The organism is Proteus columbae (genome assembly GCF_009914335.1).
Lineage (GTDB): Bacteria > Pseudomonadota > Gammaproteobacteria > Enterobacterales > Enterobacteriaceae > Proteus.
Genome location: NZ_CP043925.1, coordinates 134,076 through 156,915, shown reverse-complemented (window position 1 = coordinate 156,915; position 22,840 = coordinate 134,076). Strand labels below are relative to the sequence as shown.

Sequence of the window (22,840 nt, the reverse complement as noted above, 5' to 3'; positions counted from 1 at the left end):
CTAGAATAGACATTAAATCCTATTCACATTTTAGAAACAGTCCGAATAAATTATGGCAGTGTTACACGTATTACATTATCCAGACGAGCGCCTTCGCACGATTGCAAAGCCAGTCGAAAAAGTTGATGCCGAAATTCAAAAAATTGTCGATGATATGTTTGAAACGATGTATTTGGAAGAAGGTATCGGTTTAGCCGCGACACAGGTGAATATTCACCAGCGCATTATCGTCATTGATGTCTCTGAAACAAGAGATCAAAGACTGGTATTAATAAATCCAGAACTTCTTGATGCCGACGGTGATACAGGCATAGAAGAAGGCTGTTTATCTATCCCAGAACAGCGTGCTTTTATTCCTCGTGCAGAGCACGTAAAGGTGAAAGCCCTTGATTACAATGGTCAACCTTTTGAGTTAGAAGCTGATGATTTATTAGCTATCTGCATTCAACATGAAATGGATCATTTAGTTGGCAAGCTATTTGTAGATTATTTATCTCCATTAAAGCGCCAACGCATCCGCCAAAAAGTTGAAAAACTCGATAAGCTAGATAAAAAAAGAGCTAAAATAGGACAGTAACAGTTAAATTGAAACAGGAAGAAAACGTGTCTGATTCATTACGTATTATTTTTGCGGGAACACCCGATTTTGCGGCTCGGCATTTAGCTACATTGTTATCAACTCAACATCGTGTGGTGGGAGTACTTACTCCTCCAGATAAACCCGCAGGAAGAGGTAAGAAACTGACTATTAGCCCTGTTAAGGAACTGGCATTAACTCATGATATTCCTGTTTATCAACCAGCCTCTTTAAAACCAGAAGAGAACCATGAGTGGATAGCAGCACAACGAGCAGATATTATGATTGTTGTTGCTTATGGCATGATTTTACCTAAAGCCGTTCTTGAAATACCGCGTTTAGGTTGCCTTAATGTGCATGGTTCTCTCCTTCCTAAATGGCGTGGTGCTGCACCAATTCAACGCTCTTTGTGGGCGGGAGATAAAGAAACAGGCGTCACAATTATGCAAATGGATGTTGGTTTAGATACAGGCGATATGCTGTATAAAGCATCATGTCCAATTACAAATGAAGATACCAGCGCATCACTTTATGAAAAACTTGCAGAACTTGGACCTAAGGCTCTAACAACTACGTTAGATCTCATTACCTCAGGTAAAATAAAAGCTGAGAAACAAGACGACAATTTAGCGAATTACGCACAAAAATTATCTAAAGAAGAAGCAAAAATTGATTGGTCATTATCAGCAGAGCAGATTGAACGTTGCATTAGAGCATTCAATCCATGGCCAATGAGCTTTTTCATGTTAGACGAGCAACCTGTAAAAGTATGGAAAGCACAAGCTATAGCGGATAATACAGATAAACCTGCAGGAACCTTATTAAAAGCAGATAAAACGGGTATTTATATTGCGACAGGTAACGGCATTCTAAATATCACTGAATTACAACCATCAGGTAAGAAACCTATGGCTTCTGCTGATTTCTTAAACTCCAAGCGAGATTGGTTCACTCCTGGAAAAATCATTCAATAATAATTCTAAGCCCTGATATCTAACATTATTATCAGGGTTTTCCTTATTTCACGCCAATGTAATACATCTCTGGCGCTCAATATTAAACGTTAACTCATTATGAAAACGTCATACAACTTACGTAGCATTGCAGCAAAAGCAATCAATCAAGTATTAGATCAAGGCTTGTCTCTAAGCACTGTCATACCAGAACTTCAGAAAAATATTTCAGACAAAGATAAAGCCTTATTGCAAGAAATCTGCTTTGGCGTATTACGCACATTGCCACAATTAGAATGGATTATTCAGCAACTCATGGATAAACCATTAAAAGGCAAACAGCGTATTTTACACTACCTCATTATGGTTGGTTTATATCAGCTGCTTTATACACGTATTCCTGCTCACGCAGCTCTAGCAGAGACGGTAAATGGTGCTGTTGCACTAAAAAAACCACAGCTAAAAGGATTGATTAACGGTGTGTTACGTCAGTTTCAACGCCAACAAGATATCCTGAACGAACGCTTTCAAAATAGCGAAAATCGTTTTCTCCATCCATCATGGCTACTTACTCGTATTAAACAGGCTTACCCTGAGCAGTGGATGAGTATTGTTGAAGGCAATAACCAGAAGCCACCAATGTGGTTACGTGTAAATCAACGTCATCATTCTCGAGAAGAATATTTAACATTACTTGGAAATGAAGAAATTCCCGCTATTGCTGATGATAGCCACCCTTTCGCGATCCGTTTAGAGAATCCATGCAACGTGAATCTTCTTCCTGGATTTGCTGATGGTTGGGTAACAGTTCAAGATCGTTCTGCTCAACGTTGTGCTGAATTATTAGCACCAGAAAATAAAGAGCAGATCCTTGATTTATGTGCAGCACCTGGTGGTAAAACAACACATATTTTAGAAATAGCTCCGCAGGCTCACGTATTAGCTATCGACATAGATGAGCAACGTTTAAAACGTGTACAAGAGAACCTTACGCGTTTAAAACTTAATGCAGTCGTCAAAAGTGGTGATGGTCGTTATCCTGAACAATGGTGTTCAGGCATGCAGTTTGACCGAGTTCTTCTTGATGCACCATGCTCAGCAACAGGTGTTATCCGTCGTCACCCAGATATAAAATGGCTTCGTCGTAATGACGATATTGAGCAATTGGCTCAAATTCAAAAAGAGATCCTTCATGCTATTTGGCCATACCTAAAATCTGGTGGCACGTTGGTATATGCAACCTGCTCTATTTTACCTGAAGAAAATAAACAACAAGTTGAAGCATTTTTAGCATCAACGAAAGATGCACAATGCGATTATCAGCACCAATGCTTACCAGAAGCAGAAGGTGGCGATGGTTTCTTTTATGCATTGATCAAGAAAATATGATCTTGTGATAAAAGATGATATCAGATCTAAAAAACGCTACTATTTCAACGCAAGATCATCCAGATCTTGCGTTTCTTTTCTATTTGTTAATCGAATACTCTGAGAAATTACGATGAAAATTATTATCTTAGGCGCTGGTCAAGTAGGTGGTACTCTCGCTGAAAATCTTGTCGGGGAGAATAATGATATTACTGTCGTTGACACTAATGCAGATCGCTTACGCCAACTTCAAGATAAATTCGATTTACGAGTAGTCAATGGACATGGATCTCACCCAAGGATCTTAAGAGAAGCCGGTGCTGAAGATGCAGATATGCTGGTTGCCGTCACCAACTCTGACGAAACCAATATGATAGCGTGCCAAGTTGCTTACACTCTGTTCAATACACCTAATAAAGTTGCTCGGATACGTGCCTCTGAATTTGTTCGTGAAGCAGATAAACTCTTTCTCCCAGAAGCTATTCCCATTGATTATTTAATCTCACCAGAGCATTTGGTTATCGATTATATTTATAAATTGATCCAATACCCAGGTGCCTTACAAGTTGTTAACTTTGCCGATGGTCAAGTCAGTATTGTAGCAGTAAAAGCGTATTACGGTGGTTCTCTCGTTGGGAATGCGTTATCAACATTACGTGATCATATGCCACATATCGATACACGAGTTGCTGCAATTTTTCGTCAAGACAGACCTATAAGACCTCAAGGCTCCACAATTATTGAAGCTGGAGATGAAGTTTTCTTTGTCGTCGCATCTCAGCATATTCGTGCAGTAATGAGCGAGTTACAACGATTAGAAAAACCTTATAAACGCATTATGATTGTTGGTGGTGGTAATGTCGGTGCAGGTTTAGCTGCTAGATTAGAAAAAGATTATAGCGTCAAACTTATTGAACATAATCAGCAACGCGCCACAGAACTGGCTGAATTACTCCATGACACTATCGTTTTTTATGGTGATGCATCAGATCAAGAACTTCTTGCTGAAGAACATATTGAACAAATTGATGTCTTTATCGCACTGACTAATGATGATGAAGCTAATATTATGTCAGCGATGCTGGCAAAAAGAATGGGTGCTAAAAAAGCAATGGTACTTATTCAGCGTAGCGCTTATGTTGATTTAGTCCAAGGTGGGGTTATTGATATTGCAATATCACCACAACAAGCAACTATTTCTGCACTTTTAGGTCATGTTCGTAAAGCTGATATTGTTAGCGTTTCATCATTACGACGAGGAGTTGCAGAGGCAATTGAAGCCGTTGCACATGGTGATGAAAATACATCAAAAGTTGTTGGCCGCCGTATACAAGATATAAAGCTACCACCGGGAACCATCATAGGTGCAATTGTTAGAGAGCAAGATGTTATTATTGCAAACGCAAGTCACTCCATAGAACAGGGTGATCATGTGATTATGTTTATCACTGATAAAAAATATGTTCCTGAAGTTGAAAAACTTTTCCAGCCAAGTCCATTTTTCTTATAAAGATTATGTAGAAATAAGAATAATAGTGATTGTTACTTATAATGGTCTATTATTATCATGTTAGATACTATATTTTTACATAATAAATCTATATTGAGATAAATAAGGGGTGGTTATGTCTTTTTTCAAAGAGTTTCGTGAATTTGCCATGAAAGGCAACGTTGTTGATATGGCAGTCGGTGTCATCATCGGTGCAGCTTTCGGTAAGATTGTTTCATCTCTAGTTGCTGATATTATCATGCCACCATTAGGATTATTAATCGGTGGTATTGATTTTAAACAATTTAGCCTTGTATTAAGAGATGCAACTGGAGATGTGCCTGCAGTTGTCCTAAATTATGGTATGTTCATTCAAACTGTTTTTGACTTTGCCATTGTTGCATTTGCTATATTCTGCGCAATCAAATTAATCAATAAGACACGTCGTCAAGCAGAAGAAGCACCTAAAGCACCACCGGCTCCTTCCGCAGAAGAAACTCTATTAACAGAAATTCGTGATTTATTAAAAAATCAGCAAAAATAAAAACTAAAAGGCCAGTGATAACAATTGAAAAAATCTTTTGTTATCACTGGCCTCCCAGTTACCCTTTTTGTCATGTTTTGCTTTTCTCATATAACTTCCTTTTCCTTTCTTATTCTTTTCCACGCGTTGTCTAAATAATGGATCATGAACAAGTGCTGCTAAAGCATTATCTTTAATAGCCCCTTTCTGGTGCTGATATTTGCTAGACATAAAAACCTCTTAAATTGTTAAAGAACATAAAACGTAATACTGTACAGATATTATTGCTTTGTGGCGCCAGATTCAAGTATTTCAAGAATAGAGCAATAAGTACTTTCATGAGCACTACCACAACATGCATTACTTAACATCTTCAATGAATCTCGCATTCTTTCCATTTCTTTCAAGCGAATTTCAACTTCAGCAAGCCTTGCATCAACAATATGTTTTGATTCAACACAAGTGTGATGAGCAGGATCAACGCGAATAGAAAGTAGCTCAGTAATCGCATCTAATGTAAAACCCAACTCTTTTGCATAACGAATAAAACGCAAACGTTGGAGATCTTGCTCTGTATATAAGCGATAACCACCTTCTGTTCGCCTGTCATGATCCATCAACCCTTGTTTTTCATAAAAACGGATTGTATCTGTTGTCACATTCGCTAATTTTGCAACCTGCCCAATACGATACATGGATCATTCCCTCACTCTAAATGATGAATAAGCATAGCAAATAATCAAAATAATAGAATTGAAATATAGTGCGAAGCTTATCTTACCCAAATAACAGTATGCTGAAATCACAAAAAATAAATATGATGCAACACAAAAGTAAGTAAAAAAGTATGGAATAACAAATAGAAAGGTTAGAGTATGGCTTGATAAGTTATTTTTATAAAACTAGTTTCAGTAGCTATCATTTTCAATAGATATAAAAAAACCGGATTAAAAATCCGGTCTTTTTATTCGCTTCACTAAATAATAATTAAATTATTCAGCTGCTGCTTCTGTTTCAGAATCAGCACGGTCAACAAGCTCAATGTAAGCCATTGGAGCGTTGTCACCAGCACGGAAGCCACACTTCAGAATACGAGTGTAACCACCTGCACGGCTCGCAAAACGCGGACCTAATACTGTAAACAGTTTTGCCACGACTTCGTTATCACGAGTACGGGCGAATGCCAGACGACGATTAGCTACGCTGTCGGTCTTGGCAAGAGTAATCAGCGGCTCAACGACGCGACGCAGTTCTTTCGCTTTAGGCAAAGTTGTCTTGATGATCTCATGACGAACTAAAGAACCTGCCATGTTACGAAACATAGCCTGACGATGGCTGCTGTTGCGGTTCAATTGACGACCACTCTTACGATGGCGCATGACCTTATCCTTCTCAGTAAAACCTTAACCTGTGATCTTATTCATCAGCGATACTTGCAGGTGGCCAATTCTCAAGGCGCATACCCAGAGATAGACCACGCGACGCCAGTACGTCTTTAATCTCAGTAAGAGATTTCTTACCAAGGTTAGGCGTCTTAAGTAATTCAACTTCAGTACGCTGTACCAGATCACCGATGTAGTGGATTGCTTCTGCCTTCAGACAGTTAGCAGAGCGGACAGTCAATTCAAGATCGTCTACTGGGCGCAGTAAGATAGGATCGAATTCTGGCTTCTCTTCTTTAACTTCTGGTTGACGAACATCACGTAAGTCAACAAAAGCTTCAAGCTGTTCAGCCAGGATAGTCGCTGCACGGCGAATCGATTCTTCTGGATCGATAGTACCGTTAGTTTCCATCTCGATAACCAGCTTATCCAAGTCGGTACGCTGTTCAACACGAGCTGCTTCCACATTATAAGCAATACGCTCAACTGGGCTATAGCACGCGTCTACTAAAAGGCGACCGATAGGGCGCTCATCTTCTTCCGAATGAATTCGGGCAGAAGCCGGCACATAACCACGACCACGCTGAACTTTGATACGCATATTAATAGATGCGTTCTCGTCTGTAAGGTGGCAGATAACGTGCTGCGGCTTGACGATTTCGACATCACCGTCATGGATGATATCGGCTGCAATAACAGGGCCAATGCCAGATTTGCTCAAAGTAAGAATAACTTCATCTTTACCATGAACTTTTACCGCCAACCCTTTAAGGTTGAGCAGTATTTCTAGGATATCTTCCTGAACACCTTCTTTGGTGCTGTACTCATGCAGTACACCATCAATCTCAACCTCTGTTACCGCACAACCCGGCATAGACGAAAGCAGAATACGGCGCAGTGCGTTACCAAGAGTATGGCCGAAGCCTCGCTCTAATGGTTCAAGGGTCACCTTGGCGTGCGTCGAACTGACTTGCTCGATATCAACCAGGCGCGGTTTTAGAAACTCTGTCACAGAACCCTGCATTGTGTCCTCTCTTTGGTGCTAAGCCTTACTTGGAGTAAAGCTCGACGATCAGGTGCTCGTTAATGTCAGCAGACAAGTCAGTACGTTCAGGAATACGTTTGAACACACCTTCCATCTTAGCAGCATCAACTTCCAGCCATGTTGGCTTTTCACGCTGTTCAGCCAGCTCTAAAGCAGCCTTAATACGAGACTGTTTTTTCGATTTTTCACGAACGCTGACTACGTCATTCGGGGAAACCTGATAAGAAGCAATGTTAACCACGCGACCATTTACCATGATTGCTTTATGGCTAACCATCTGACGTGCTTCTGCGCGAGTTGCGCCAAAGCCCATACGATAAACAACGTTATCCAGACGACCTTCCAGCAGAGTCAGCAGGTTTTCACCTGTGTTGCCTTTCAGACGAGTTGCTTCTTTGTAGTAGTTACGGAATTGACGTTCTAGAACACCGTAAATACGACGTACTTTTTGTTTTTCACGTAACTGAACACCGTAATCAGAAAGACGCGGTTTACGTGCGCCGTGCTGACCTGGTGCTTGTTCCAGTTTACACTTGGTGTCAATCGCCCGAACGCCAGATTTTAGAAATAAATCTGTACCTTCACGGCGGCTCAGCTTGAGCTTAGGACCCAAATATCTTGCCATTTTCTTTCTCCAACTTTCCTAAAAACGAAAACGTTATTAAACGCGACGTTTTTTCGGTGGACGACAACCGTTATGAGGAATCGGAGTCACATCAGTAATATTAGTGATGCGGAAACCAGCCGCGTTTAATGCACGGATAGTTGACTCACGACCAGGACCAGGTCCTTTAACCATAACTTCCAAGTTCTTAATTCCGTACTCTTTAACAGCTTCAGCGCAACGTTCTGCTGCAACCTGAGCCGCGAACGGAGTAGATTTACGAGAACCACGGAAACCGGAACCACCGGCAGTAGCCCAACCCAATGCGTTACCTTGACGATCGGTAATAGTAACGATTGTGTTGTTGAAAGAAGCATGGATATGAGCCACACCGTCAGAGACTTGTTTTCTTACACGCTTACGTGCACGAATAGGTGCTTTTGCCATTGTTCAAATACCCCGATTATTTCTTGATCGGCTTACGCGGACCCTTACGGGTACGTGCGTTAGTCTTAGTACGCTGACCGCGAACTGGTAGACCACGACGATGACGTAAACCACGGTAAGTACCAAGATCCATCAGACGTTTGATGCTCAGGGTAACTTCACGACGCAGATCACCTTCTACAACGTATTTGGCAACTTCGTCACGCAGCTTGTCGATTTGCTCTTCAGACAGCTCACTGATCTTAACATTTTCAGCAATACCAGCAGCTACACAGATAGCCTGTGAGCGGGTCTTACCGATACCGTAAATCGAAGTTAATGCGATTACAGTATGTTTATGATCAGGAATGTTAATGCCTGCTATACGGGCCACTATGCACTCCTAAATTAGCAGTTATACAGTACCATTCTGAAAAGCCCGTTTTCAGGATACTCAAACAATACTGTATATATTATAAAAGATTGGGCTGGCTAATTTAGCCAGCTCAACCGAACTTTGCAAGAAAAAAATGCAATAAATTAGCCTTGACGCTGTTTATGCTTAGGCTCGACGCTGCAAATTACACGCACGTGACCGTGACGTCTAACAATTTTGCAGTTACGGCACATTTTCTTGACGGAAGCACGAACTTTCATTTTTACTCTCCGTAACTTCTAAAACAAATCGCTTATCAGTAATTAACCTTTAAGATTTGCTTTTTTCAATGCAGACTCATACTGACTTGACATCAGGAGAGTTTGCACTTGAGCCATAAAATCCATGATGACCACAACCACGATTAAGAGGGAAGTACCACCAAAATAGAAAGGTACTTTCATTGCGTCACGCATGAACTCCGGGATGAGACAGATAAAGGTAATATACAAGGCACCGATTAAGGTTAAACGTGTCATTACTTTATCTATATATTTAGCCGTCTGCTCTCCCGGGCGAATTCCTGGTACAAATGCACCGGACTTCTTCAGGTTATCTGCCGTTTCTCTTGGGTTGAAAACCAACGCCGTATAGAAGAAACAGAAGAATATGATTGCAGCAGCGTATAGTAACACATAAATAGGTTGACCAGGCTGTAGATTTAAAGAAATCGTCGTCAGCCAACCCCACCCTGTACCATCGCCAAACCAAGAGGTTATTGTACCAGGAAACAGGATAATACTTGAAGCAAAAATTGCTGGTATAACACCCGCCATATTTACTTTAAGTGGTAGATGTGTACTTTGTGCCGCGTATATTCTACGCCCTTGTTGACGTTTTGCATAGTTAACAACGATACGACGTTGTCCTCTTTCTACAAAAACAACAAAGAAAGTAACTGCGAACACTAATACTGCAACCAACAATAACAGGAGGAAGTGCAGTTCGCCTTGCCGCGCCTGCTCGATGGTTTGACCAATGGCAGGCGGAAGACCTGCAACGATACCTGCAAAGATAATGATTGAGATACCGTTACCAATACCACGTTCAGTGATTTGCTCACCTAACCACATTAGGAACATTGTCCCAGTGACTAAGCTCACAACAGCCGTAATATAGAATGGTAAGCCTGGATTAATTACCAGACCTTGCATTCCTGGCATATTCGGTAAGCCTGTTGCGATACCAATTGATTGGAATATCGCCAGCACCAAAGTACCATAACGGGTATATTGGCTGATCTTACGACGACCGGCCTCCCCTTCCTTCTTAATCTCTGCTAACCGAGGGTTAACCACTGATAAGAGTTGGATAATAATCGATGCCGAAATATAAGGCATGATACCCAGCGCAAAGATAGAAGCACGGCTAAGAGCACCACCAGAGAACATGTTAAACATTTCAATGATGGTGCCTTTTTGCTGATCGAGCAATTTGGCAAGCACAGTGGCATCAATACCAGGGATAGGAATAAAAGAGCCAATCCTAAAGACAATAAGTGCACCAAGAACAAACAAAAGTCTGCGTTTTAGTTCACCAACACCACCTTTAGCACTCTGAAAATCTAAACCTGGTTGTTTAGCCATCTGTCACTTATTCCTCAATTTTACCGCCAGCTGATTCGATTGCTGCACGGGCACCTTTGGTAACACGCAGACCACGAATAGTCACTGCACGGTTAACCTCGCCAGACAGAATTAATTTTGCAAATTCAATCTGTGGGCCAACAACGTTTGCGGCTTTCAGTGCATTCAGATCGATTACATCGCCTTCAACGTAAGCTAAATCAGACAGACGGATTTCCGCAGTCACGAATGATTTACGTGAAGTAAAACCAAATTTTGGTAAACGACGATATAAAGGCATCTGGCCACCTTCAAAACCACGACGTACGCCACCGCCAGAACGAGATTTCTGACCTTTGTGACCACGGCCGCCAGTTTTACCTAAGCCAGAACCGATACCACGACCTACACGTTTAGGCGCATGCTTGGCACCTTCAGCCGGAGACAGAGTATTTAAACGCATCTCTTACTCCTCAACTTTAACCATATAGGAAACCAAGTTGATCATACCGCGAACTGCTGGTGTATCTTCGCGTTCTACAGTGTGACCGATGCGACGCAGGCCTAAACCAGTCATAGTTGCCTTATGTTTAGGCAGACGGCCGATTAAGCTGCGTGTTTGAGTAATTTTAATAGTCTTAGCCATGGTCATTACCCCAGAATTTCTTCAACGGATTTACCACGCTTAGCTGCGACCATATCTGGAGACTTCATGCTATCTAAAGCGTCCAGTGTTGCACGAACCACGTTAATCGGGTTAGTGGAACCATAGGTTTTAGCCAGTACGTTACGAACGCCAGCCACTTCTAGAACTGCACGCATTGCACCACCTGCGATGATACCGGTACCTTCATGAGCAGGCTGCATAAATACGCGTGAGCCTGTGTGAGTACCTTTAACAGGGTGGAACAGAGTACCGTTGTTTAAAGCGACGGTTTTCATATTGCGACGGGCTTTTTCCATCGCTTTCTGGATTGCTGCCGGAACTTCGCGAGCTTTGCCATATCCAAAACCAACGCGGCCATTACCATCACCAACTACTGTAAGAGCGGTGAAGCTAAAGATACGACCACCTTTAACGGTTTTAGATACGCGGTTTACCGCGATCAGCTTTTCCTGCAGTTCGCCAGCTTGTTTCTCGATGTGAGCCATCTTACACTCCTACCTTAGAACTGAAGGCCAGCTTCACGGGCAGCATCTGCCAGTGCCTGGACTCGACCATGATATTGGAAACCGGAACGGTCAAATGATACTACTTTGATACCTTTTTCCAGAGCGCGTTCAGCAACAATTTTACCAACTACTGCTGCTGCTTCTTTGTTTCCAGTGTTTTTCAGTTGCTCAATGATAGCTTTTTCTGTAGTAGAAGCGGCCACCAAAGTTTCAGAACCGTTTGGTGCAATAACCTGCGCATAAATATGGCGAGGGGTACGGTGTACCACCAGGCGAGTCGCACCCAATTCCTGGAGCTTACGGCGTGCGCGGGTCGCACGACGGATACGAGCTGCTTTCTTATCCATAGTGTTACCTTACTTCTTCTTAGCCTCTTTGATACGCACAACTTCGTCGGCGTAACGAATACCTTTACCTTTATAAGGTTCAGGGCGACGGTAAGCACGCAGTTCAGCTGCTACTTGACCAATCACTTGCTTATCCGCACCTTTCAGTACGATTTCAGTTTGTGTTGGACATTCAGCAGTGATGCCTGCTGGCAGTTGGTGTTCCACTGGATGTGAAAAACCTACTGATAAGTTAACCGCATTGCCTTTAATAGACGCACGATAACCTACACCTACCAGTTGCAGTTTCTTAGTGAAGCCTTCGGTAACACCTACAACCATTGCATTTAACAGAGAACGAGTAGTACCCGCCTGTGCCCATGCATCAGCAAAACCATCGCGAGGTGCGAAAGTTAAGTGGTTGTCAGCATGTTGAATTTCAACTGCATTATGGATAGTACGAGTTAGCTCGCCGTTTTTACCCTTAATCGTAATTACCTGACCGTTGAGTTTAACCTCTACGCCGGCAGGAATGACGACGGGTGCTTTTGCCACACGAGACATTCTTTCCTCCCGAATTAAGCTACGTAGCAGATAATCTCGCCACCAAGACCTGCTTGGCGAGCTGCACGATCAGTCATAACACCTTTTGAGGTAGAAACAACAGCGATGCCCAGTCCTGCCATAACATTTGGCAGCTCATCTTTTCTTTTATAGATGCGCAGACTTGGACGGCTTACGCGCTGAATGCTTTCTACTACAGCCTTACCTTGGAAATATTTTAAAGTGATTTCCAGTTCTGGCTTAGTGTCGCCTTCAATTTTAAAATCTTCAATATAACCTTCTTCCTTAAGCACGTTGGCAATCGCCACTTTCAGCTTGGAGGAAGGCATTGTGACCGCAACTTTGTTCGCGGCCTGACCGTTACGGATACGGGTCAGCATATCCGCGATGGGATCTTGCATGCTCATCTGTCTTTACTCCCGTGATTCAATTATGGTAATTACCAGCTAGCCTTTCTAAGGCCCGGGATTTCACCGCGCATAGCGGCTTCACGGACTTTAATACGGCTGAGGCCAAATTTCCGCAGGAAACCGTGCGGACGTCCAGTTTGACGGCAGCGGTTACGCTGACGTGAAGGACTTGAATCACGTGGCATAGTTTGCAGTTTCAGAACAGCATTCCAACGATCTTCGTCAGACACGTTCACATCTGAAACGATAGCTTTCAGTTCTGCGCGTTTTGCGAAGAATTTCTCAGCTAAATTCGCACGTTTTACATCACGTGCTTTCATAGATTTCTTAGCCATGAATGCCCTGCCTTACTTGCGGAACGGGAAGTTAAACGCTGCTAACAGTGCGCGACCTTCATCATCTGATTTCGCAGTCGTAGTAATGGTAATATCCAAACCACGAACACGATCCACTTTATCGTAATCGATTTCAGGGAAGATGATTTGCTCACGTACGCCCATGCTGTAGTTACCACGTCCATCAAATGATTTAGCGGACAAACCACGGAAGTCACGGATACGTGGTACAGCAATAGAGATCAGGCGTTCAAAGAACTCCCACATGCGTTCGCCACGCAGGGTCACTTTACAGCCGATCGGATAGCCCTGGCGGATTTTGAAGCCTGCAACAGATTTGCGTGCTTTGGTGATCAAAGGTTTTTGACCTGAGATTGCTGCTAAATCAGCTGCTGCATTGTCCAGCAGTTTTTTATCAACAATCGCTTCACCAACACCCATATTCAGGGTGATCTTCTCGACCCGAGGGACTTGCATGACAGAATGGTAACCAAACTGAGACATCAGTTTTTGGACTACCTCGTCTTTGTAGTAATCATGCAGTTTCGCCATCGTATACTCCAAATTACTTGATAGTTTCTTTATTAGACTTGAAGAAACGAACTTTTTTGCCGTCTTCGAATCTAAAACCTACACGGTCAGCCTTGCCGGTTGCCGCATTGAAGATTGCAACGTTAGAAACTTGGATAGAAGCTTCTTTTTCAACGATGCCACCTGGTTGGTTCAGAGCCGGAACTGGCTTCTGATGTTTTTTAACCAGATTGATACCTTCAACGATAACTTTACCAGAAGAAAGAACCTGTTTTACTTTACCGCGCTTACCTTTATCTTTACCAGTCAGCACGATAACTTCGTCTTCACGACGGATTTTCGCTGCCATTGCCTGCTCCTTAGAGTACTTCAGGTGCCAGAGAGATTATTTTCATAAACTTCTCGTTACGAAGTTCACGAGTAACCGGCCCAAAAATACGCGTACCAATAACTTGCTCGCTGTTGTTGTTTAACAATACACAAGCGTTGCTATCGAAGCGAATGACAGAACCGTCAGGGCGACGAACACCCTTCTTGGTGCGCACCACTACCGCTTTCAGTACATCACCTTTCTTAACTTTACCACGTGGAATTGCTTCCTTAATGGTAATTTTGATGATGTCACCTACATCTGCGTAGCGACGGTGCGAGCCACCTAGAACCTTGATACACATTACGCGACGTGCACCGGAGTTGTCGGCCACGTTCAGCATAGTCTGTTCTTGGATCATTTTAGTGCTCCGCTAAATGTCAACTACTACTGAGCCACTTCCACATTAGAAGAGGCCGTTCAATATCCCATAATACGAGGGAGCGGCATTATAACACCACATTCTCGATATGGACAGAAAAAATAAACGGCTCGTTCAGTTTTGAGCCGTTTATTTCGTACGAAAAGGCTATTTTATTACAGAACAGCTTTTTCTACAACGCGAACTAACGCCCAAGACTTAGTCTTAGACAGTGGACGTGTTTGACGAATTTCTACTACGTCACCAATTCCACATTCGTTGTTCTCGTCATGTACATGCAGTTTGGTCGTACGACGGATAAACTTACCATATAATGGGTGTTTAACCATACGATCGATAGCAACGACAATAGATTTCTCCATTTTGTCACTAACTACACGACCTTGCAGAGTACGGATTTTATCGGTCATTACGCACCCGCCTTCTCAGTCAGTAAAGTCTTAACGCGTGCGATATTACGACGCACTTGTTTCAACAGATGAGACTGTTGTAACTGACCACTTGCTGCCTGCATACGCAGGTTAAACTGCTCGCGCAGTAAATTCAGCAGTTCTGTGTTCAGCTCTTCAACGCTCTTTTCGCGCAGCTCTTTTGCTTTCATTACATCACCGTCTTAGTTACAAAGGTGGTTTTGATAGGCAGTTTTGCTGCCGCCAGCTTGAATGCTTCACGGGCCAGTTCTTCAGGCACACCATCCATTTCATACAGGACTTTACCTGGCTGGATTAAGGCAACCCAATACTCAACGTTACCTTTACCTTTACCCATACGGACTTCGAGCGGCTTTTCAGTGATTGGTTTGTCTGGGAACACACGGATCCAGATTTTACCCTGACGCTTAACTGCACGGGTCATTGCACGACGTGCCGCTTCGATCTGACGTGCAGTCAGACGACCACGGCCCACAGCTTTAAGACCGTAAGTCCCGAAGCTTACATCCGCACCAGCAGCTAAGCCACGGTTGCGGCCTTTGTGCACTTTACGGAATTTTGTACGCTTTGGTTGTAACATCAGCGACTCTCCTTACTTGCGGCCTTTACGCTGCTGCTTTTTAGGTTGAGCAGCCGGTTTTTCCGCCTGTTCAACTGCAGCCATACCACCCAGGATCTCACCTTTGAAGATCCATACCTTAACGCCGAGCACACCATAAGTGGTTTGTGCTTCTGAGGTATTGTAGTCGATATCTGCACGCAGAGTGTGCAGAGGTACACGACCTTCACGATACCATTCAGTACGAGCGATTTCAGCGCCGCCTAAACGACCACTTACTTCCACTTTAATACCTTTAGCGCCTAAACGCATAGCGTTCTGTACCGCACGCTTCATAGCACGACGGAACATAACACGACGTTCCAGCTGTGAAGTGATGCTGTCAGCAACTAATTTTGCGTCCAGTTCAGGTTTACGTACTTCGGCGATATTAATTTGCGCAGGAACGCCAGCGATATCCGCTACGTTTTTGCGCAGTTTTTCAACATCTTCACCTTTTTTACCGATAACGATGCCTGGGCGAGCAGTGTGAATAGTCACACGGATGCTTTTCGCAGGACGTTCGATAACGATACGAGATACAGATGCTTTAGCCAGTTCTTTAGTTAAGTACTGACGTACTTTAAAGTCGCTGTCTAGGTTGTCAGCGAATTCATTGGTACCCGCATACCATGTGGAATTCCAAGGCTTGACAATGCCAAGGCGGATACCATTAGGATGTACTTTTTGACCCATTGCTAGTCTCCAGAGTCTCAGCGATCAGACACAACCACAGTGATGTGGCTGGTGCGCTTCAGAATACGATCTGCACGGCCTTTTGCACGAGGCATAATGCGCTTCATAGAAGGACCTTCGTCAACAAAGATCTTAGCTACTTTCAGATCATCAATGTCAGCGCCATCGTTGTGTTCTGCATTAGCAATAGCAGACTCCAGTACTTTCTTCACTAAACCAGCAGCTTTCTTGTTGGTAAAGGTTAAAATTTCCAGAGCTTGCGACACTTTCTTACCGCGAATCAGGTCAGCTACTAAGCGAACCTTCTGAGCAGAAGAACGAGCGTGGCGATGCATAGCGATAGTTTCCATCTCTTCCTCCTACCTTATTTTTTCTTAGCCTTTTTATCGGCTGCATGACCGCGATAAGTACGGGTCGGCGCGAATTCACCCAGTTTGTGACCAACCATTTCGTCGGAAACGTAAACTGGAACATGCTGACGACCATTATGGACAGCGATGGTCAAACCGATCATGTTAGGAAAGATCGTTGAACGACGGGACCAAGTCTTAACAGGCTTTTTGTCACCGCTTTCCACCGCTTTCTCTACCTTCTTCAGCAAGTGCAGGTCAATGAAAGGACCTTTCTTGAGAGAACGTGGCATGGCTTATCCTCTAATTATTTCTTAGTACGACGATGAACGATGAAATGTTCAGTGCGTTTGTTTTTACGAGTCTTCTTACCTTTGGTTTGAACGCCCCAAGGTGTTACTGGGTGTTTACCAAAGTTACGACCTTCACCACCACCATGTGGGTGATCGACTGGGTTCATCGCAGTACCGCGAACGGTAGGACGAATACCACGCCAGCGACTTGCACCAGCTTTACCCAGAACGCGTAACATGTGCTCAGAGTTGCCAACTTCACCGATAGTTGCACGGCAATCAGAAGGAACTTTACGCATTTCACCAGAACGCAGACGAATAGTGACATAAGCACCATCACGAGCAACGATCTGAACGTAAGTACCAGCTGAACGAGCTAACTGACCACCTTTACCTGGTTTCATTTCTACGTTATGAACTGTAGAACCAACCGGGATATTACGCATTGGTAAGGTGTTACCCGCTTTGATAGCAGCATCAACGCCAGACTGAACTTTATCACCCGCTTTCAGGCCTTTTGGAGCCAGAATGTAGCGACGTTCACCATCAGCATACAGCACTAAAGCGATGTTAGCTGAACGGTTTGGATCATATTCCAGACGTTCTACTGTCGCAGGGATACCATCTTTGTTGCGTTTAAAGTCAACAATACGGTAAGCCTGTTTGTGACCACCACCGATATGACGGGTAGTGATACGACCATTGTTGTTACGACCACCGGACTTGCTGTTCTTTTCCAGCAATGGCGCATAAGGTTTCCCTTTATGCAGCTCAGGGTTTACCACTTTAACTACGTGGCGACGGCCCGGAGACGTAGGTTTACATTTAACAATTGCCATTGTTCTTTACTCCTCCGACTTACTCAGCGCCGCCGACGAAGTCCAGATTCTGGCCTTCCTTCAGGGTGACGTAAGCTTTTTTCCAGTCGCTACGACGACCAATACGCTGACCGTGACGTTTCACTTTGCCTTTCATCAGCAGAGTGTTAACACTTTCAACTTCGACTTCAAACAGTTTTTGTACAGCTGCTTTAATCTCTGCTTTGGTCGCGTCTTTAGCAACTTTGAGAACGATGGTGTTTGATTTTTCCATCGCGATAGAAGCTTTTTCAGATACATGCGGCGCGCGCAGTACTTTCAGCAGACGTTCTTCACGGATCATGCCAGCATCTCCTCAACTTGCTTCACAGCGTCAGCAGTCATGACGACTTTGTCGAAGGCGATTAAGCTAACAGGGTCGATTGTTGCTGCATCACGTACGTCAACTTTATATAAGTTGCGTGCTGCTAAATACAGATTCTCATCTACATCAGCAGTGATGATCAGAACATCTTCCAGAGCCATATCTTTCAGTTTCTGTGCTAAAAGCTTAGTTTTAGGAGCTTCAACAGAGAACTTCTCTACGACGATCAGACGATCTTGACGTACCAGTTCAGACAGAATGCTCTTCAGAGCACCACGGTACATCTTTTTGTTTACTTTTTGACTGTGGTCCTGTGGTTTAGCTGCGAAGCTAACACCACCAGAGCGCCAAATTGGGCTCTTGATTGAACCTGAACGTGCACGACCTGTACCTTTCTGTCTCCAAGGCTTTTTGCCTGAACCAGAAACTTCAGCACGGGTTTTCTGAGCACGAGTACCTTGACGAGCACCAGCAGCGTATGCAACGACTACTTGATGCACAAGCGCTTCGTTAAAGTCACGCCCGAAGGTAGTTTCGGAAACAGTCAGCGCGCCTTGCGCGTCTTTCATTACCAATTCCATTCCTATCTCCTCGACGTTACGCCTTGACAGCTGGTTTAACGATCAGGTCACTGCCAGTTGCACCTGGAACAGCACCTTTGACCAGCAGCAGGTTGCGCTCAGCGTCAACACGTACTACTTCCAGGCTCTGAACGGTAACTTGTTCGTTACCCAGTTGACCTGCCATTTTCTTGCCTTTGAACACCTTACCCGGAGTCTGGTTCTGACCGATAGAACCCGGAACACGGTGAGACAAGGAGTTACCGTGGGTAGCATCTTGAGTACGGAAGTTCCAGCGCTTTACAGTACCAGCAAAACCTTTACCTTTAGATGTTCCAGTAACGTCGACTTTTTTAACGTCAGCGAAAATTTCTACGCTAATGCTTTGACCTACAGTGTATTCTTCGCCTTCATTCAGACGGAATTCACGTAGTAAGCGGCCAGCTTCAACACCAGCTTTAGCAAAATGACCTGCTTCAGGCTTCAGTACACGGTTAGCTTTTTTGCTACCAGTAGTCACCTGAACGGCACGATAACCGTCTTTCTCAAGATCTCTGATCTGAGTAACACGGTTGTTTTCAATTTCGATAACGGTTACAGGGATTGAAACGCCATCTTCAGTGAAGATACGAGTCATTCCTACTTTCTTACCGACTAAACCAATCATTGTTTCAACCTCTCAATCGCTTGATGACCTGATTAACCTAGGCTGATCTGCACGTCTACGCCGGCAGCCAGATCCAGACGCATCAGAGCATCAACGGTTTTCTCGGTTGGCTCAACGATGTCAACCAGACGTTTGTGAGTGCGAATTTCATACTGATCACGCGCATCTTTATTAACGTGCGGAGAAATCAACACTGTGAAACGCTCTTTGCGAGTCGGCAGTGGGATTGGACCACGAACTTGCGCACCAGTGCGCTTAGCAGTCTCTACGATTTCCGCAGTTGATTGATCAATCAGACGATGATCAAAAGCTTTCAGGCGGATACGGATTCTTTGGTTCTGCATGAGACCAGAGCTCCAACTATTTTTTATAAACGTAAATGATCACTACTCGTACCCATTTCGATTGATGAGAGAGTGTAATCGTTCTGCATATAACTCCCCAATTGGGAGTATTATATTAATGCAATATAAAATCTGCATTAGCTGATTAATCAGCCCCACTAAATCAGTGAGCCTGCGCATTATACTTGCCTGAGTGATGAAATCAAGCCAAGAATAAAAAATCAGCGATAAAAATTCGTTTTACCTTTTTAAAATAAAAAAAGCAAAGGCAACCTTCATTACCTTTGCTTCAAAAAGCATTCAATAATTTATAGAAGAAAGTAAATCATTCTTTTATTGTGAGTGAGTTACTCTTCGATAATTTGGGCTTGTAAATAATTTTGAAGCCCCAAGCGTTCGATAAGTTCGAGCTGGGTTTCAAGCCAATCAATATGCCCTTCTTCATCAGTTAAGATTTCTAGCATAAGATCACGACTGACATAGTCATGAATAGAATCTGCGTAAGCAATTGCTTCACGTAAATCTTTGGCACCACCTAATTCTAATTCAAGATCAGAACGTAGCATTTCCTCAACATCTTCACCGATATTCAGTTTGCCTAAGTCTTGTAAATTTGGAATTCCTTCAAGAAACAAAATACGCTCAATATATTTATCTGCGTGTTTCATTTCGTCTATGGATTCATGATATTCCATTTCATTGAGGCGAGTAAGTCCCCAGTTTTTGAACATTCGGGCATGCAGGAAATACTGATTAATTGCAACTAGCTCTCCACCTAATAACTTATTAAGGTGGGCTATCATTTTTTTATCACCTTTCATTTTTATGCTCCTTTGCTTCCAGTCTTTTCAGTGTAGACCTTTTATACAAAGAGGAGAGAAAGGAAATTTAAAATTTGTTATGCAACTTCAGAAATTTGAGGGTAAAGAGCAGACTGTTCATTTTCGATCAGTTGACGAGCTTGGCGTACACATTTACCACAGCAGCTACCAACAGGCAGGATCTGACGTAATTCATTAATAGTGTGGATTTGATGTTTATGGACAGTAGAGATAATTTTTTTATCACTCACACCATGGCAAAGACAGACATACATAATAACAACCTCATTAACGACTCACGCAGTGAATAGTAAATGATAATTATTATGATTTCAATTTCTATTTATTTGGCTTAAGTGTATTTACTTGGTTTATATAAACCTAAAGCGATATAGCAACAGAACGTGAATTGTTTGACTTAATTTAAATTCACTAAATAACAGATACAAAAAAGGGCATCTAATGATGCCCTCTTCATGCATAAATCTATCAGGTATTAACCTAATACTTTAGCAACAACGCCCGCACCTACTGTACGGCCACCTTCACGGATAGCGAAACGTAAACCGTCGTCCATCGCGATTGGGTGAATCAGTTCAACGATCATGTTGATGTTGTCACCTGGCATTACCATTTCTACGCCTTCTGGTAATTCGATAGTACCAGTTACGTCAGTTGTACGGAAGTAGAACTGTGGACGGTAGCCTTTGAAGAATGGAGTGTGACGACCACCTTCATCTTTGCTCAGAATATAAACTTCTGATTCGAATTTAGTGTGTGGCTTGATTGAACCTGGTTTAGCCAGAACTTGTCCACGTTCGATTTCTTCACGTTTAGTACCACGCAGAAGAACACCAACGTTCTCACCTGCACGACCTTCGTCAAGTAATTTACGGAACATTTCAACGCCAGTACAAGTTGTTTTAGTTGTTGGTTTGATACCAACGATTTCAACTTCTTCACCAACTTTGATAACACCACGCTCAACACGACCTGTTACTACTGTACCACGGCCTGAGATTGAGAATACGTCTTCGATTGGTAACAGGAATGGTTTGTCAATTGCACGCTCTGGTTCTGGGATGTATGAATCCAGTGCTTCTGCTAATTCAACAATTTTCGCTTCCCACTCAGCTTCGCCTTCCAGTGCTTTCAGCGCTGAACCACGGATTACTGGAGTGTCGTCACCTGGGAAATCGTACTGAGACAGAAGTTCACGAACTTCCATTTCTACTAATTCCAGTAACTCTTCATCATCTACCATGTCACATTTGTTCAGGAATACGATGATGTAAGGAACACCAACCTGACGACCTAACAGGATGTGCTCACGAGTTTGTGGCATTGGGCCATCAGTCGCAGCAACAACCAGGATAGCTCCGTCCATTTGCGCAGCACCTGTGATCATGTTTTTAACATAGTCGGCGTGACCTGGGCAGTCTACGTGTGCGTAGTGACGGCTTGGAGTGTCATATTCTACGTGTGAAGTAGAGATGGTGATACCACGAGCTTTTTCTTCTGGTGCGTTATCGATTTGATCGAATGCACGAGCAGAACCACCGTAAGTTTTAGCTAAAACTGTAGTGATTGCAGCAGTCAGAGTTGTTTTACCGTGGTCAACGTGGCCGATAGTACCAACGTTAACGTGCGGTTTTGAACGTTCAAATTTTTCTTTAGACATTTAAATTGTCCCTCTAAGACACGGAATCGGTGGTTACACCACATCAACCAAGCAGTAAGTAAATTAGCGATTTGCTAGTGCTTGTTAAGATTTTAATCAGGGAGGCAAGAACATGAAGGAGTGGTGCTGATAGGCAGATTCGAACTGCCGACCTCACCCTTACCAAGGGTGCGCTCTACCAACTGAGCTATATCAGCACATCTGGAGCGGGCAGCGGGAATCGAACCCGCATCATCAGCTTGGAAGGCTGAGGTAATAGCCATTATACGATGCCCGCAGAACTCGGCTACCTGACTTAAAATCAGCTTTGTATTCTACTTAAGTGTTTACTATTTGAAAACACTTAAGTTAGGAATTAATGGTGGTGGGAGAAGGATTCGAACCTTCGAAGTCTGTGACGGCAGATTTACAGTCTGCTCCCTTTGGCCGCTTGGGTATCCCACCAAACCTAATTTTTAATGGTGCCGGCACCAAGAGTCGAACTCGGGACCTACTGATTACAAGTCAGTTGCTCTACCAACTGAGCTATGCCGGCTAAGTGGTGCGCATTCTAGGAGGACTTTCATCATGATGCAACAAAAAAATTGCGATATTTGTTCTTTTGCTTAGATTTTGTTCATTTTTGATTGAATTGTTGATTTTTTAGGAAAAAAACGACCAAAATGCCAACAAAAATTCATGATAGATTAGCAAGCTAATTTATCGATCCAGTCCCCAAATTATTAATCATCAATAAATTTTTAGAAAAAAGATTGATT

Annotated in this window: 38 protein-coding genes and 4 tRNA genes; 5 read left to right on the top strand and 37 right to left on the bottom strand. The window is 43.2% G+C overall.

Annotation, left to right across the window (positions count from 1 at the left end):
* Positions 1 to 52: 52 nt before the first annotated feature.
* The 5 genes from def to mscL all read left to right on the top strand — a co-directional run bounded on the left by def (position 53) and on the right by mscL (position 4,931).
* On the top strand, positions 53 to 577 hold the full coding sequence (gene def, locus F1325_RS00795; RefSeq protein WP_109374363.1) for a peptide deformylase: 525 nt from the start codon (positions 53 to 55) through the stop codon (positions 575 to 577).
* A gap of 26 nt (positions 578 to 603) precedes the next feature.
* Positions 604 to 1,551 (top strand): methionyl-tRNA formyltransferase, encoded by a 948-nt coding sequence (fmt, locus tag F1325_RS00790; protein WP_109374364.1) that lies wholly within the window; start codon positions 604 to 606, stop codon positions 1,549 to 1,551.
* 99 nt (positions 1,552 to 1,650) lie between these two features.
* Positions 1,651 to 2,919 (top strand): 16S rRNA (cytosine(967)-C(5))-methyltransferase RsmB, encoded by a 1,269-nt coding sequence (rsmB, locus tag F1325_RS00785; RefSeq protein WP_109374365.1) that lies wholly within the window; start codon positions 1,651 to 1,653, stop codon positions 2,917 to 2,919.
* A 112-nt stretch (positions 2,920 to 3,031) separates the two neighbouring features.
* Entirely contained in the window at positions 3,032 to 4,408 is a 1,377-nt protein-coding gene (trkA, locus tag F1325_RS00780) for a Trk system potassium transporter TrkA (protein ID WP_109396567.1), read from the top strand.
* Positions 4,409 to 4,523: 115 nt separating this feature from the next.
* Positions 4,524 to 4,931, top strand: a complete 408-nt coding sequence (gene mscL, locus F1325_RS00775) for a large-conductance mechanosensitive channel protein MscL (protein ID WP_109374367.1) — start codon at positions 4,524 to 4,526, stop codon at positions 4,929 to 4,931.
* A gap of 3 nt (positions 4,932 to 4,934) precedes the next feature.
* On the opposite strand, the gene F1325_RS00770 is transcribed toward mscL, so the two are convergent.
* The 37 genes from F1325_RS00770 to F1325_RS00590 all read right to left on the bottom strand — a co-directional run bounded on the left by F1325_RS00770 (position 4,935) and on the right by F1325_RS00590 (position 22,617).
* Positions 4,935 to 5,141, bottom strand: coding sequence for an alternative ribosome-rescue factor A (locus F1325_RS00770; RefSeq protein WP_109374368.1), 207 nt, complete (start codon positions 5,139 to 5,141; stop codon positions 4,935 to 4,937).
* A 50-nt stretch (positions 5,142 to 5,191) separates the two neighbouring features.
* The gene (gene zntR, locus F1325_RS00765) at positions 5,192 to 5,605 is read right to left on the bottom strand and encodes a Zn(2+)-responsive transcriptional regulator (RefSeq protein ID WP_069368787.1); all 414 of its coding nucleotides are present in this window, start codon (positions 5,603 to 5,605) and stop codon (positions 5,192 to 5,194) included.
* A 297-nt stretch (positions 5,606 to 5,902) separates the two neighbouring features.
* Positions 5,903 to 6,289 carry a 50S ribosomal protein L17 gene (rplQ, locus tag F1325_RS00760; protein ID WP_004246940.1) on the bottom strand — a complete coding sequence of 129 codons (387 nt, stop codon included), beginning with the start codon at positions 6,287 to 6,289 and terminating at the stop codon, positions 5,903 to 5,905.
* Between the two features lie 37 nt (positions 6,290 to 6,326).
* The gene (locus tag F1325_RS00755) at positions 6,327 to 7,316 is read right to left on the bottom strand and encodes a DNA-directed RNA polymerase subunit alpha (protein WP_006535513.1); all 990 of its coding nucleotides are present in this window, start codon (positions 7,314 to 7,316) and stop codon (positions 6,327 to 6,329) included.
* A gap of 25 nt (positions 7,317 to 7,341) precedes the next feature.
* Positions 7,342 to 7,962 carry a 30S ribosomal protein S4 gene (gene rpsD / locus F1325_RS00750; protein WP_004246942.1) on the bottom strand — a complete coding sequence of 207 codons (621 nt, stop codon included), beginning with the start codon at positions 7,960 to 7,962 and terminating at the stop codon, positions 7,342 to 7,344.
* 36 nt (positions 7,963 to 7,998) lie between these two features.
* A complete protein-coding gene (rpsK, locus tag F1325_RS00745; RefSeq protein ID WP_002919257.1) occupies positions 7,999 to 8,388 on the bottom strand; it encodes a 30S ribosomal protein S11 in 390 nt (129 codons plus the stop codon).
* 16 nt (positions 8,389 to 8,404) lie between these two features.
* Positions 8,405 to 8,761 carry a 30S ribosomal protein S13 gene (gene rpsM, locus F1325_RS00740; protein WP_036914623.1) on the bottom strand — a complete coding sequence of 119 codons (357 nt, stop codon included), beginning with the start codon at positions 8,759 to 8,761 and terminating at the stop codon, positions 8,405 to 8,407.
* A 146-nt stretch (positions 8,762 to 8,907) separates the two neighbouring features.
* Positions 8,908 to 9,024: a 50S ribosomal protein L36 gene (gene rpmJ, locus F1325_RS00735; protein ID WP_071788572.1), complete on the bottom strand. Its 117-nt coding sequence runs from the start codon at positions 9,022 to 9,024 to the stop codon at positions 8,908 to 8,910.
* A gap of 42 nt (positions 9,025 to 9,066) precedes the next feature.
* Complete coding sequence (gene secY, locus F1325_RS00730) at positions 9,067 to 10,389, bottom strand: preprotein translocase subunit SecY (RefSeq protein ID WP_006535510.1); 1,323 nt, start codon at positions 10,387 to 10,389, stop codon at positions 9,067 to 9,069.
* 7 nt (positions 10,390 to 10,396) lie between these two features.
* Positions 10,397 to 10,831 (bottom strand): 50S ribosomal protein L15, encoded by a 435-nt coding sequence (rplO, locus tag F1325_RS00725; protein WP_004246944.1) that lies wholly within the window; start codon positions 10,829 to 10,831, stop codon positions 10,397 to 10,399.
* 3 nt (positions 10,832 to 10,834) lie between these two features.
* Positions 10,835 to 11,014: a 50S ribosomal protein L30 gene (gene rpmD / locus F1325_RS00720; protein ID WP_036914634.1), complete on the bottom strand. Its 180-nt coding sequence runs from the start codon at positions 11,012 to 11,014 to the stop codon at positions 10,835 to 10,837.
* A 5-nt stretch (positions 11,015 to 11,019) separates the two neighbouring features.
* Complete coding sequence (gene rpsE, locus F1325_RS00715) at positions 11,020 to 11,520, bottom strand: 30S ribosomal protein S5 (protein ID WP_023583472.1); 501 nt, start codon at positions 11,518 to 11,520, stop codon at positions 11,020 to 11,022.
* A gap of 14 nt (positions 11,521 to 11,534) precedes the next feature.
* Positions 11,535 to 11,888, bottom strand: a complete 354-nt coding sequence (gene rplR, locus F1325_RS00710; RefSeq protein WP_023583471.1) for a 50S ribosomal protein L18 — start codon at positions 11,886 to 11,888, stop codon at positions 11,535 to 11,537.
* 9 nt (positions 11,889 to 11,897) lie between these two features.
* Positions 11,898 to 12,431, bottom strand: a complete 534-nt coding sequence (gene rplF, locus F1325_RS00705; RefSeq protein ID WP_023583470.1) for a 50S ribosomal protein L6 — start codon at positions 12,429 to 12,431, stop codon at positions 11,898 to 11,900.
* 14 nt (positions 12,432 to 12,445) lie between these two features.
* Positions 12,446 to 12,838 carry a 30S ribosomal protein S8 gene (rpsH, locus tag F1325_RS00700; RefSeq protein ID WP_100158931.1) on the bottom strand — a complete coding sequence of 131 codons (393 nt, stop codon included), beginning with the start codon at positions 12,836 to 12,838 and terminating at the stop codon, positions 12,446 to 12,448.
* Between the two features lie 32 nt (positions 12,839 to 12,870).
* A complete protein-coding gene (gene rpsN, locus F1325_RS00695) occupies positions 12,871 to 13,176 on the bottom strand; it encodes a 30S ribosomal protein S14 (protein ID WP_006535503.1) in 306 nt (101 codons plus the stop codon).
* A 12-nt stretch (positions 13,177 to 13,188) separates the two neighbouring features.
* Positions 13,189 to 13,728 (bottom strand): 50S ribosomal protein L5, encoded by a 540-nt coding sequence (gene rplE / locus F1325_RS00690; RefSeq protein WP_036933223.1) that lies wholly within the window; start codon positions 13,726 to 13,728, stop codon positions 13,189 to 13,191.
* 13 nt (positions 13,729 to 13,741) lie between these two features.
* Positions 13,742 to 14,056, bottom strand: coding sequence for a 50S ribosomal protein L24 (gene rplX, locus F1325_RS00685; RefSeq protein WP_006535502.1), 315 nt, complete (start codon positions 14,054 to 14,056; stop codon positions 13,742 to 13,744).
* A gap of 10 nt (positions 14,057 to 14,066) precedes the next feature.
* Positions 14,067 to 14,438, bottom strand: coding sequence for a 50S ribosomal protein L14 (gene rplN, locus F1325_RS00680; protein ID WP_004246955.1), 372 nt, complete (start codon positions 14,436 to 14,438; stop codon positions 14,067 to 14,069).
* 176 nt (positions 14,439 to 14,614) lie between these two features.
* On the bottom strand, positions 14,615 to 14,869 hold the full coding sequence (gene rpsQ, locus F1325_RS00675; protein WP_023583468.1) for a 30S ribosomal protein S17: 255 nt from the start codon (positions 14,867 to 14,869) through the stop codon (positions 14,615 to 14,617).
* The gene (rpmC, locus tag F1325_RS00670) at positions 14,869 to 15,060 is read right to left on the bottom strand and encodes a 50S ribosomal protein L29 (protein WP_004238624.1); all 192 of its coding nucleotides are present in this window, start codon (positions 15,058 to 15,060) and stop codon (positions 14,869 to 14,871) included. Before rpmC ends, rpsQ begins: the two co-directional genes overlap by 1 nt.
* Positions 15,060 to 15,470, bottom strand: a complete 411-nt coding sequence (gene rplP, locus F1325_RS00665; protein WP_006535500.1) for a 50S ribosomal protein L16 — start codon at positions 15,468 to 15,470, stop codon at positions 15,060 to 15,062. The genes rpmC and rplP overlap by 1 nt, the downstream gene beginning before the upstream one ends.
* A 12-nt stretch (positions 15,471 to 15,482) precedes the next feature.
* Positions 15,483 to 16,184, bottom strand: coding sequence for a 30S ribosomal protein S3 (rpsC, locus tag F1325_RS00660; protein WP_023583467.1), 702 nt, complete (start codon positions 16,182 to 16,184; stop codon positions 15,483 to 15,485).
* A 17-nt stretch (positions 16,185 to 16,201) separates the two neighbouring features.
* Positions 16,202 to 16,534, bottom strand: a complete 333-nt coding sequence (rplV, locus tag F1325_RS00655) for a 50S ribosomal protein L22 (RefSeq protein ID WP_006535498.1) — start codon at positions 16,532 to 16,534, stop codon at positions 16,202 to 16,204.
* A 14-nt stretch (positions 16,535 to 16,548) separates the two neighbouring features.
* Positions 16,549 to 16,827, bottom strand: a complete 279-nt coding sequence (gene rpsS, locus F1325_RS00650; RefSeq protein ID WP_004246960.1) for a 30S ribosomal protein S19 — start codon at positions 16,825 to 16,827, stop codon at positions 16,549 to 16,551.
* A 14-nt stretch (positions 16,828 to 16,841) separates the two neighbouring features.
* Positions 16,842 to 17,666 (bottom strand): 50S ribosomal protein L2, encoded by an 825-nt coding sequence (gene rplB / locus F1325_RS00645; RefSeq protein WP_006535497.1) that lies wholly within the window; start codon positions 17,664 to 17,666, stop codon positions 16,842 to 16,844.
* A gap of 19 nt (positions 17,667 to 17,685) precedes the next feature.
* A complete protein-coding gene (gene rplW, locus F1325_RS00640) occupies positions 17,686 to 17,988 on the bottom strand; it encodes a 50S ribosomal protein L23 (RefSeq protein ID WP_004246962.1) in 303 nt (100 codons plus the stop codon).
* A complete protein-coding gene (gene rplD, locus F1325_RS00635) occupies positions 17,985 to 18,590 on the bottom strand; it encodes a 50S ribosomal protein L4 (protein WP_023583466.1) in 606 nt (201 codons plus the stop codon). The genes rplW and rplD overlap by 4 nt, the downstream gene beginning before the upstream one ends.
* Before the next feature lie 16 nt (positions 18,591 to 18,606).
* Positions 18,607 to 19,236 (bottom strand): 50S ribosomal protein L3, encoded by a 630-nt coding sequence (rplC, locus tag F1325_RS00630; protein ID WP_109374369.1) that lies wholly within the window; start codon positions 19,234 to 19,236, stop codon positions 18,607 to 18,609.
* A gap of 32 nt (positions 19,237 to 19,268) precedes the next feature.
* Complete coding sequence (gene rpsJ, locus F1325_RS00625; protein ID WP_001181005.1) at positions 19,269 to 19,580, bottom strand: 30S ribosomal protein S10; 312 nt, start codon at positions 19,578 to 19,580, stop codon at positions 19,269 to 19,271.
* A 347-nt stretch (positions 19,581 to 19,927) separates the two neighbouring features.
* Entirely contained in the window at positions 19,928 to 20,401 is a 474-nt protein-coding gene (gene bfr, locus F1325_RS00620) for a bacterioferritin (protein WP_109374370.1), read from the bottom strand.
* Between the two features lie 77 nt (positions 20,402 to 20,478).
* Complete coding sequence (gene bfd / locus F1325_RS00615) at positions 20,479 to 20,676, bottom strand: bacterioferritin-associated ferredoxin (RefSeq protein ID WP_109374371.1); 198 nt, start codon at positions 20,674 to 20,676, stop codon at positions 20,479 to 20,481.
* Between the two features lie 221 nt (positions 20,677 to 20,897).
* Positions 20,898 to 22,082: an elongation factor Tu gene (gene tuf, locus F1325_RS00610; protein WP_160229880.1), complete on the bottom strand. Its 1,185-nt coding sequence runs from the start codon at positions 22,080 to 22,082 to the stop codon at positions 20,898 to 20,900.
* Positions 22,083 to 22,203: 121 nt separating this feature from the next.
* Positions 22,204 to 22,279 (bottom strand) — tRNA-Thr (locus F1325_RS00605).
* Between the two features lie 5 nt (positions 22,280 to 22,284).
* A tRNA-Gly gene (locus F1325_RS00600) sits at positions 22,285 to 22,359 on the bottom strand.
* An 82-nt stretch (positions 22,360 to 22,441) separates the two neighbouring features.
* Positions 22,442 to 22,526, bottom strand: a tRNA-Tyr gene (locus F1325_RS00595).
* A 15-nt stretch (positions 22,527 to 22,541) separates the two neighbouring features.
* Positions 22,542 to 22,617, bottom strand: a tRNA-Thr gene (locus F1325_RS00590).
* Positions 22,618 to 22,840 lie beyond the last annotated feature (223 nt).

Excerpts from the sequence above, each read along its gene's own strand:
- def (WP_109374363.1), top strand. The coding sequence starts at position 53 with ATGGCAGTGTTACACGTATTACATTATCCAGACGAGCGCCTTCGCACG.
- rsmB (WP_109374365.1), top strand. The coding sequence starts at position 1,651 with ATGAAAACGTCATACAACTTACGTAGCATTGCAGCAAAAGCAATCAAT.
- trkA (WP_109396567.1), top strand. The coding sequence starts at position 3,032 with ATGAAAATTATTATCTTAGGCGCTGGTCAAGTAGGTGGTACTCTCGCT.
- mscL (WP_109374367.1), top strand. The coding sequence starts at position 4,524 with ATGTCTTTTTTCAAAGAGTTTCGTGAATTTGCCATGAAAGGCAACGTT.
- F1325_RS00770 (WP_109374368.1), bottom strand. The coding sequence starts at position 5,141 with ATGTCTAGCAAATATCAGCACCAGAAAGGGGCTATTAAAGATAATGCT.
- zntR (WP_069368787.1), bottom strand. The coding sequence starts at position 5,605 with ATGTATCGTATTGGGCAGGTTGCAAAATTAGCGAATGTGACAACAGAT.
- rplQ (WP_004246940.1), bottom strand. The coding sequence starts at position 6,289 with ATGCGCCATCGTAAGAGTGGTCGTCAATTGAACCGCAACAGCAGCCAT.
- F1325_RS00755 (WP_006535513.1), bottom strand. The coding sequence starts at position 7,316 with ATGCAGGGTTCTGTGACAGAGTTTCTAAAACCGCGCCTGGTTGATATC.
- rpsD (WP_004246942.1), bottom strand. The coding sequence starts at position 7,962 with ATGGCAAGATATTTGGGTCCTAAGCTCAAGCTGAGCCGCCGTGAAGGT.
- rpsK (WP_002919257.1), bottom strand. The coding sequence starts at position 8,388 with ATGGCAAAAGCACCTATTCGTGCACGTAAGCGTGTAAGAAAACAAGTC.
- rpmJ (WP_071788572.1), bottom strand. The coding sequence starts at position 9,024 with ATGAAAGTTCGTGCTTCCGTCAAGAAAATGTGCCGTAACTGCAAAATT.
- secY (WP_006535510.1), bottom strand. The coding sequence starts at position 10,389 with ATGGCTAAACAACCAGGTTTAGATTTTCAGAGTGCTAAAGGTGGTGTT.
- rplO (WP_004246944.1), bottom strand. The coding sequence starts at position 10,831 with ATGCGTTTAAATACTCTGTCTCCGGCTGAAGGTGCCAAGCATGCGCCT.
- rpmD (WP_036914634.1), bottom strand. The coding sequence starts at position 11,014 with ATGGCTAAGACTATTAAAATTACTCAAACACGCAGCTTAATCGGCCGT.
- rpsE (WP_023583472.1), bottom strand. The coding sequence starts at position 11,520 with ATGGCTCACATCGAGAAACAAGCTGGCGAACTGCAGGAAAAGCTGATC.
- rplR (WP_023583471.1), bottom strand. The coding sequence starts at position 11,888 with ATGGATAAGAAAGCAGCTCGTATCCGTCGTGCGACCCGCGCACGCCGT.
- rplF (WP_023583470.1), bottom strand. The coding sequence starts at position 12,431 with ATGTCTCGTGTGGCAAAAGCACCCGTCGTCATTCCTGCCGGCGTAGAG.
- rpsH (WP_100158931.1), bottom strand. The coding sequence starts at position 12,838 with ATGAGCATGCAAGATCCCATCGCGGATATGCTGACCCGTATCCGTAAC.
- rpsN (WP_006535503.1), bottom strand. The coding sequence starts at position 13,176 with ATGGCTAAGAAATCTATGAAAGCACGTGATGTAAAACGTGCGAATTTA.
- rplE (WP_036933223.1), bottom strand. The coding sequence starts at position 13,728 with ATGGCGAAACTGCATGATTACTACAAAGACGAGGTAGTCCAAAAACTG.
- rplX (WP_006535502.1), bottom strand. The coding sequence starts at position 14,056 with ATGGCAGCGAAAATCCGTCGTGAAGACGAAGTTATCGTGCTGACTGGT.
- rplN (WP_004246955.1), bottom strand. The coding sequence starts at position 14,438 with ATGATCCAAGAACAGACTATGCTGAACGTGGCCGACAACTCCGGTGCA.
- rpsQ (WP_023583468.1), bottom strand. The coding sequence starts at position 14,869 with ATGACCGATAAAATCCGTACTCTGCAAGGTCGTGTAGTTAGTGACAAA.
- rpmC (WP_004238624.1), bottom strand. The coding sequence starts at position 15,060 with ATGAAAGCAAAAGAGCTGCGCGAAAAGAGCGTTGAAGAGCTGAACACA.
- rplP (WP_006535500.1), bottom strand. The coding sequence starts at position 15,470 with ATGTTACAACCAAAGCGTACAAAATTCCGTAAAGTGCACAAAGGCCGC.
- rpsC (WP_023583467.1), bottom strand. The coding sequence starts at position 16,184 with ATGGGTCAAAAAGTACATCCTAATGGTATCCGCCTTGGCATTGTCAAG.
- rplV (WP_006535498.1), bottom strand. The coding sequence starts at position 16,534 with ATGGAAACTATCGCTATGCATCGCCACGCTCGTTCTTCTGCTCAGAAG.
- rpsS (WP_004246960.1), bottom strand. The coding sequence starts at position 16,827 with ATGCCACGTTCTCTCAAGAAAGGTCCTTTCATTGACCTGCACTTGCTG.
- rplB (WP_006535497.1), bottom strand. The coding sequence starts at position 17,666 with ATGGCAATTGTTAAATGTAAACCTACGTCTCCGGGCCGTCGCCACGTA.
- rplW (WP_004246962.1), bottom strand. The coding sequence starts at position 17,988 with ATGATCCGTGAAGAACGTCTGCTGAAAGTACTGCGCGCGCCGCATGTA.
- rplD (WP_023583466.1), bottom strand. The coding sequence starts at position 18,590 with ATGGAATTGGTAATGAAAGACGCGCAAGGCGCGCTGACTGTTTCCGAA.
- rplC (WP_109374369.1), bottom strand. The coding sequence starts at position 19,236 with ATGATTGGTTTAGTCGGTAAGAAAGTAGGAATGACTCGTATCTTCACT.
- rpsJ (WP_001181005.1), bottom strand. The coding sequence starts at position 19,580 with ATGCAGAACCAAAGAATCCGTATCCGCCTGAAAGCTTTTGATCATCGT.
- bfr (WP_109374370.1), bottom strand. The coding sequence starts at position 20,401 with ATGAAAGGTGATAAAAAAATGATAGCCCACCTTAATAAGTTATTAGGT.
- bfd (WP_109374371.1), bottom strand. The coding sequence starts at position 20,676 with ATGTATGTCTGTCTTTGCCATGGTGTGAGTGATAAAAAAATTATCTCT.
- tuf (WP_160229880.1), bottom strand. The coding sequence starts at position 22,082 with ATGTCTAAAGAAAAATTTGAACGTTCAAAACCGCACGTTAACGTTGGT.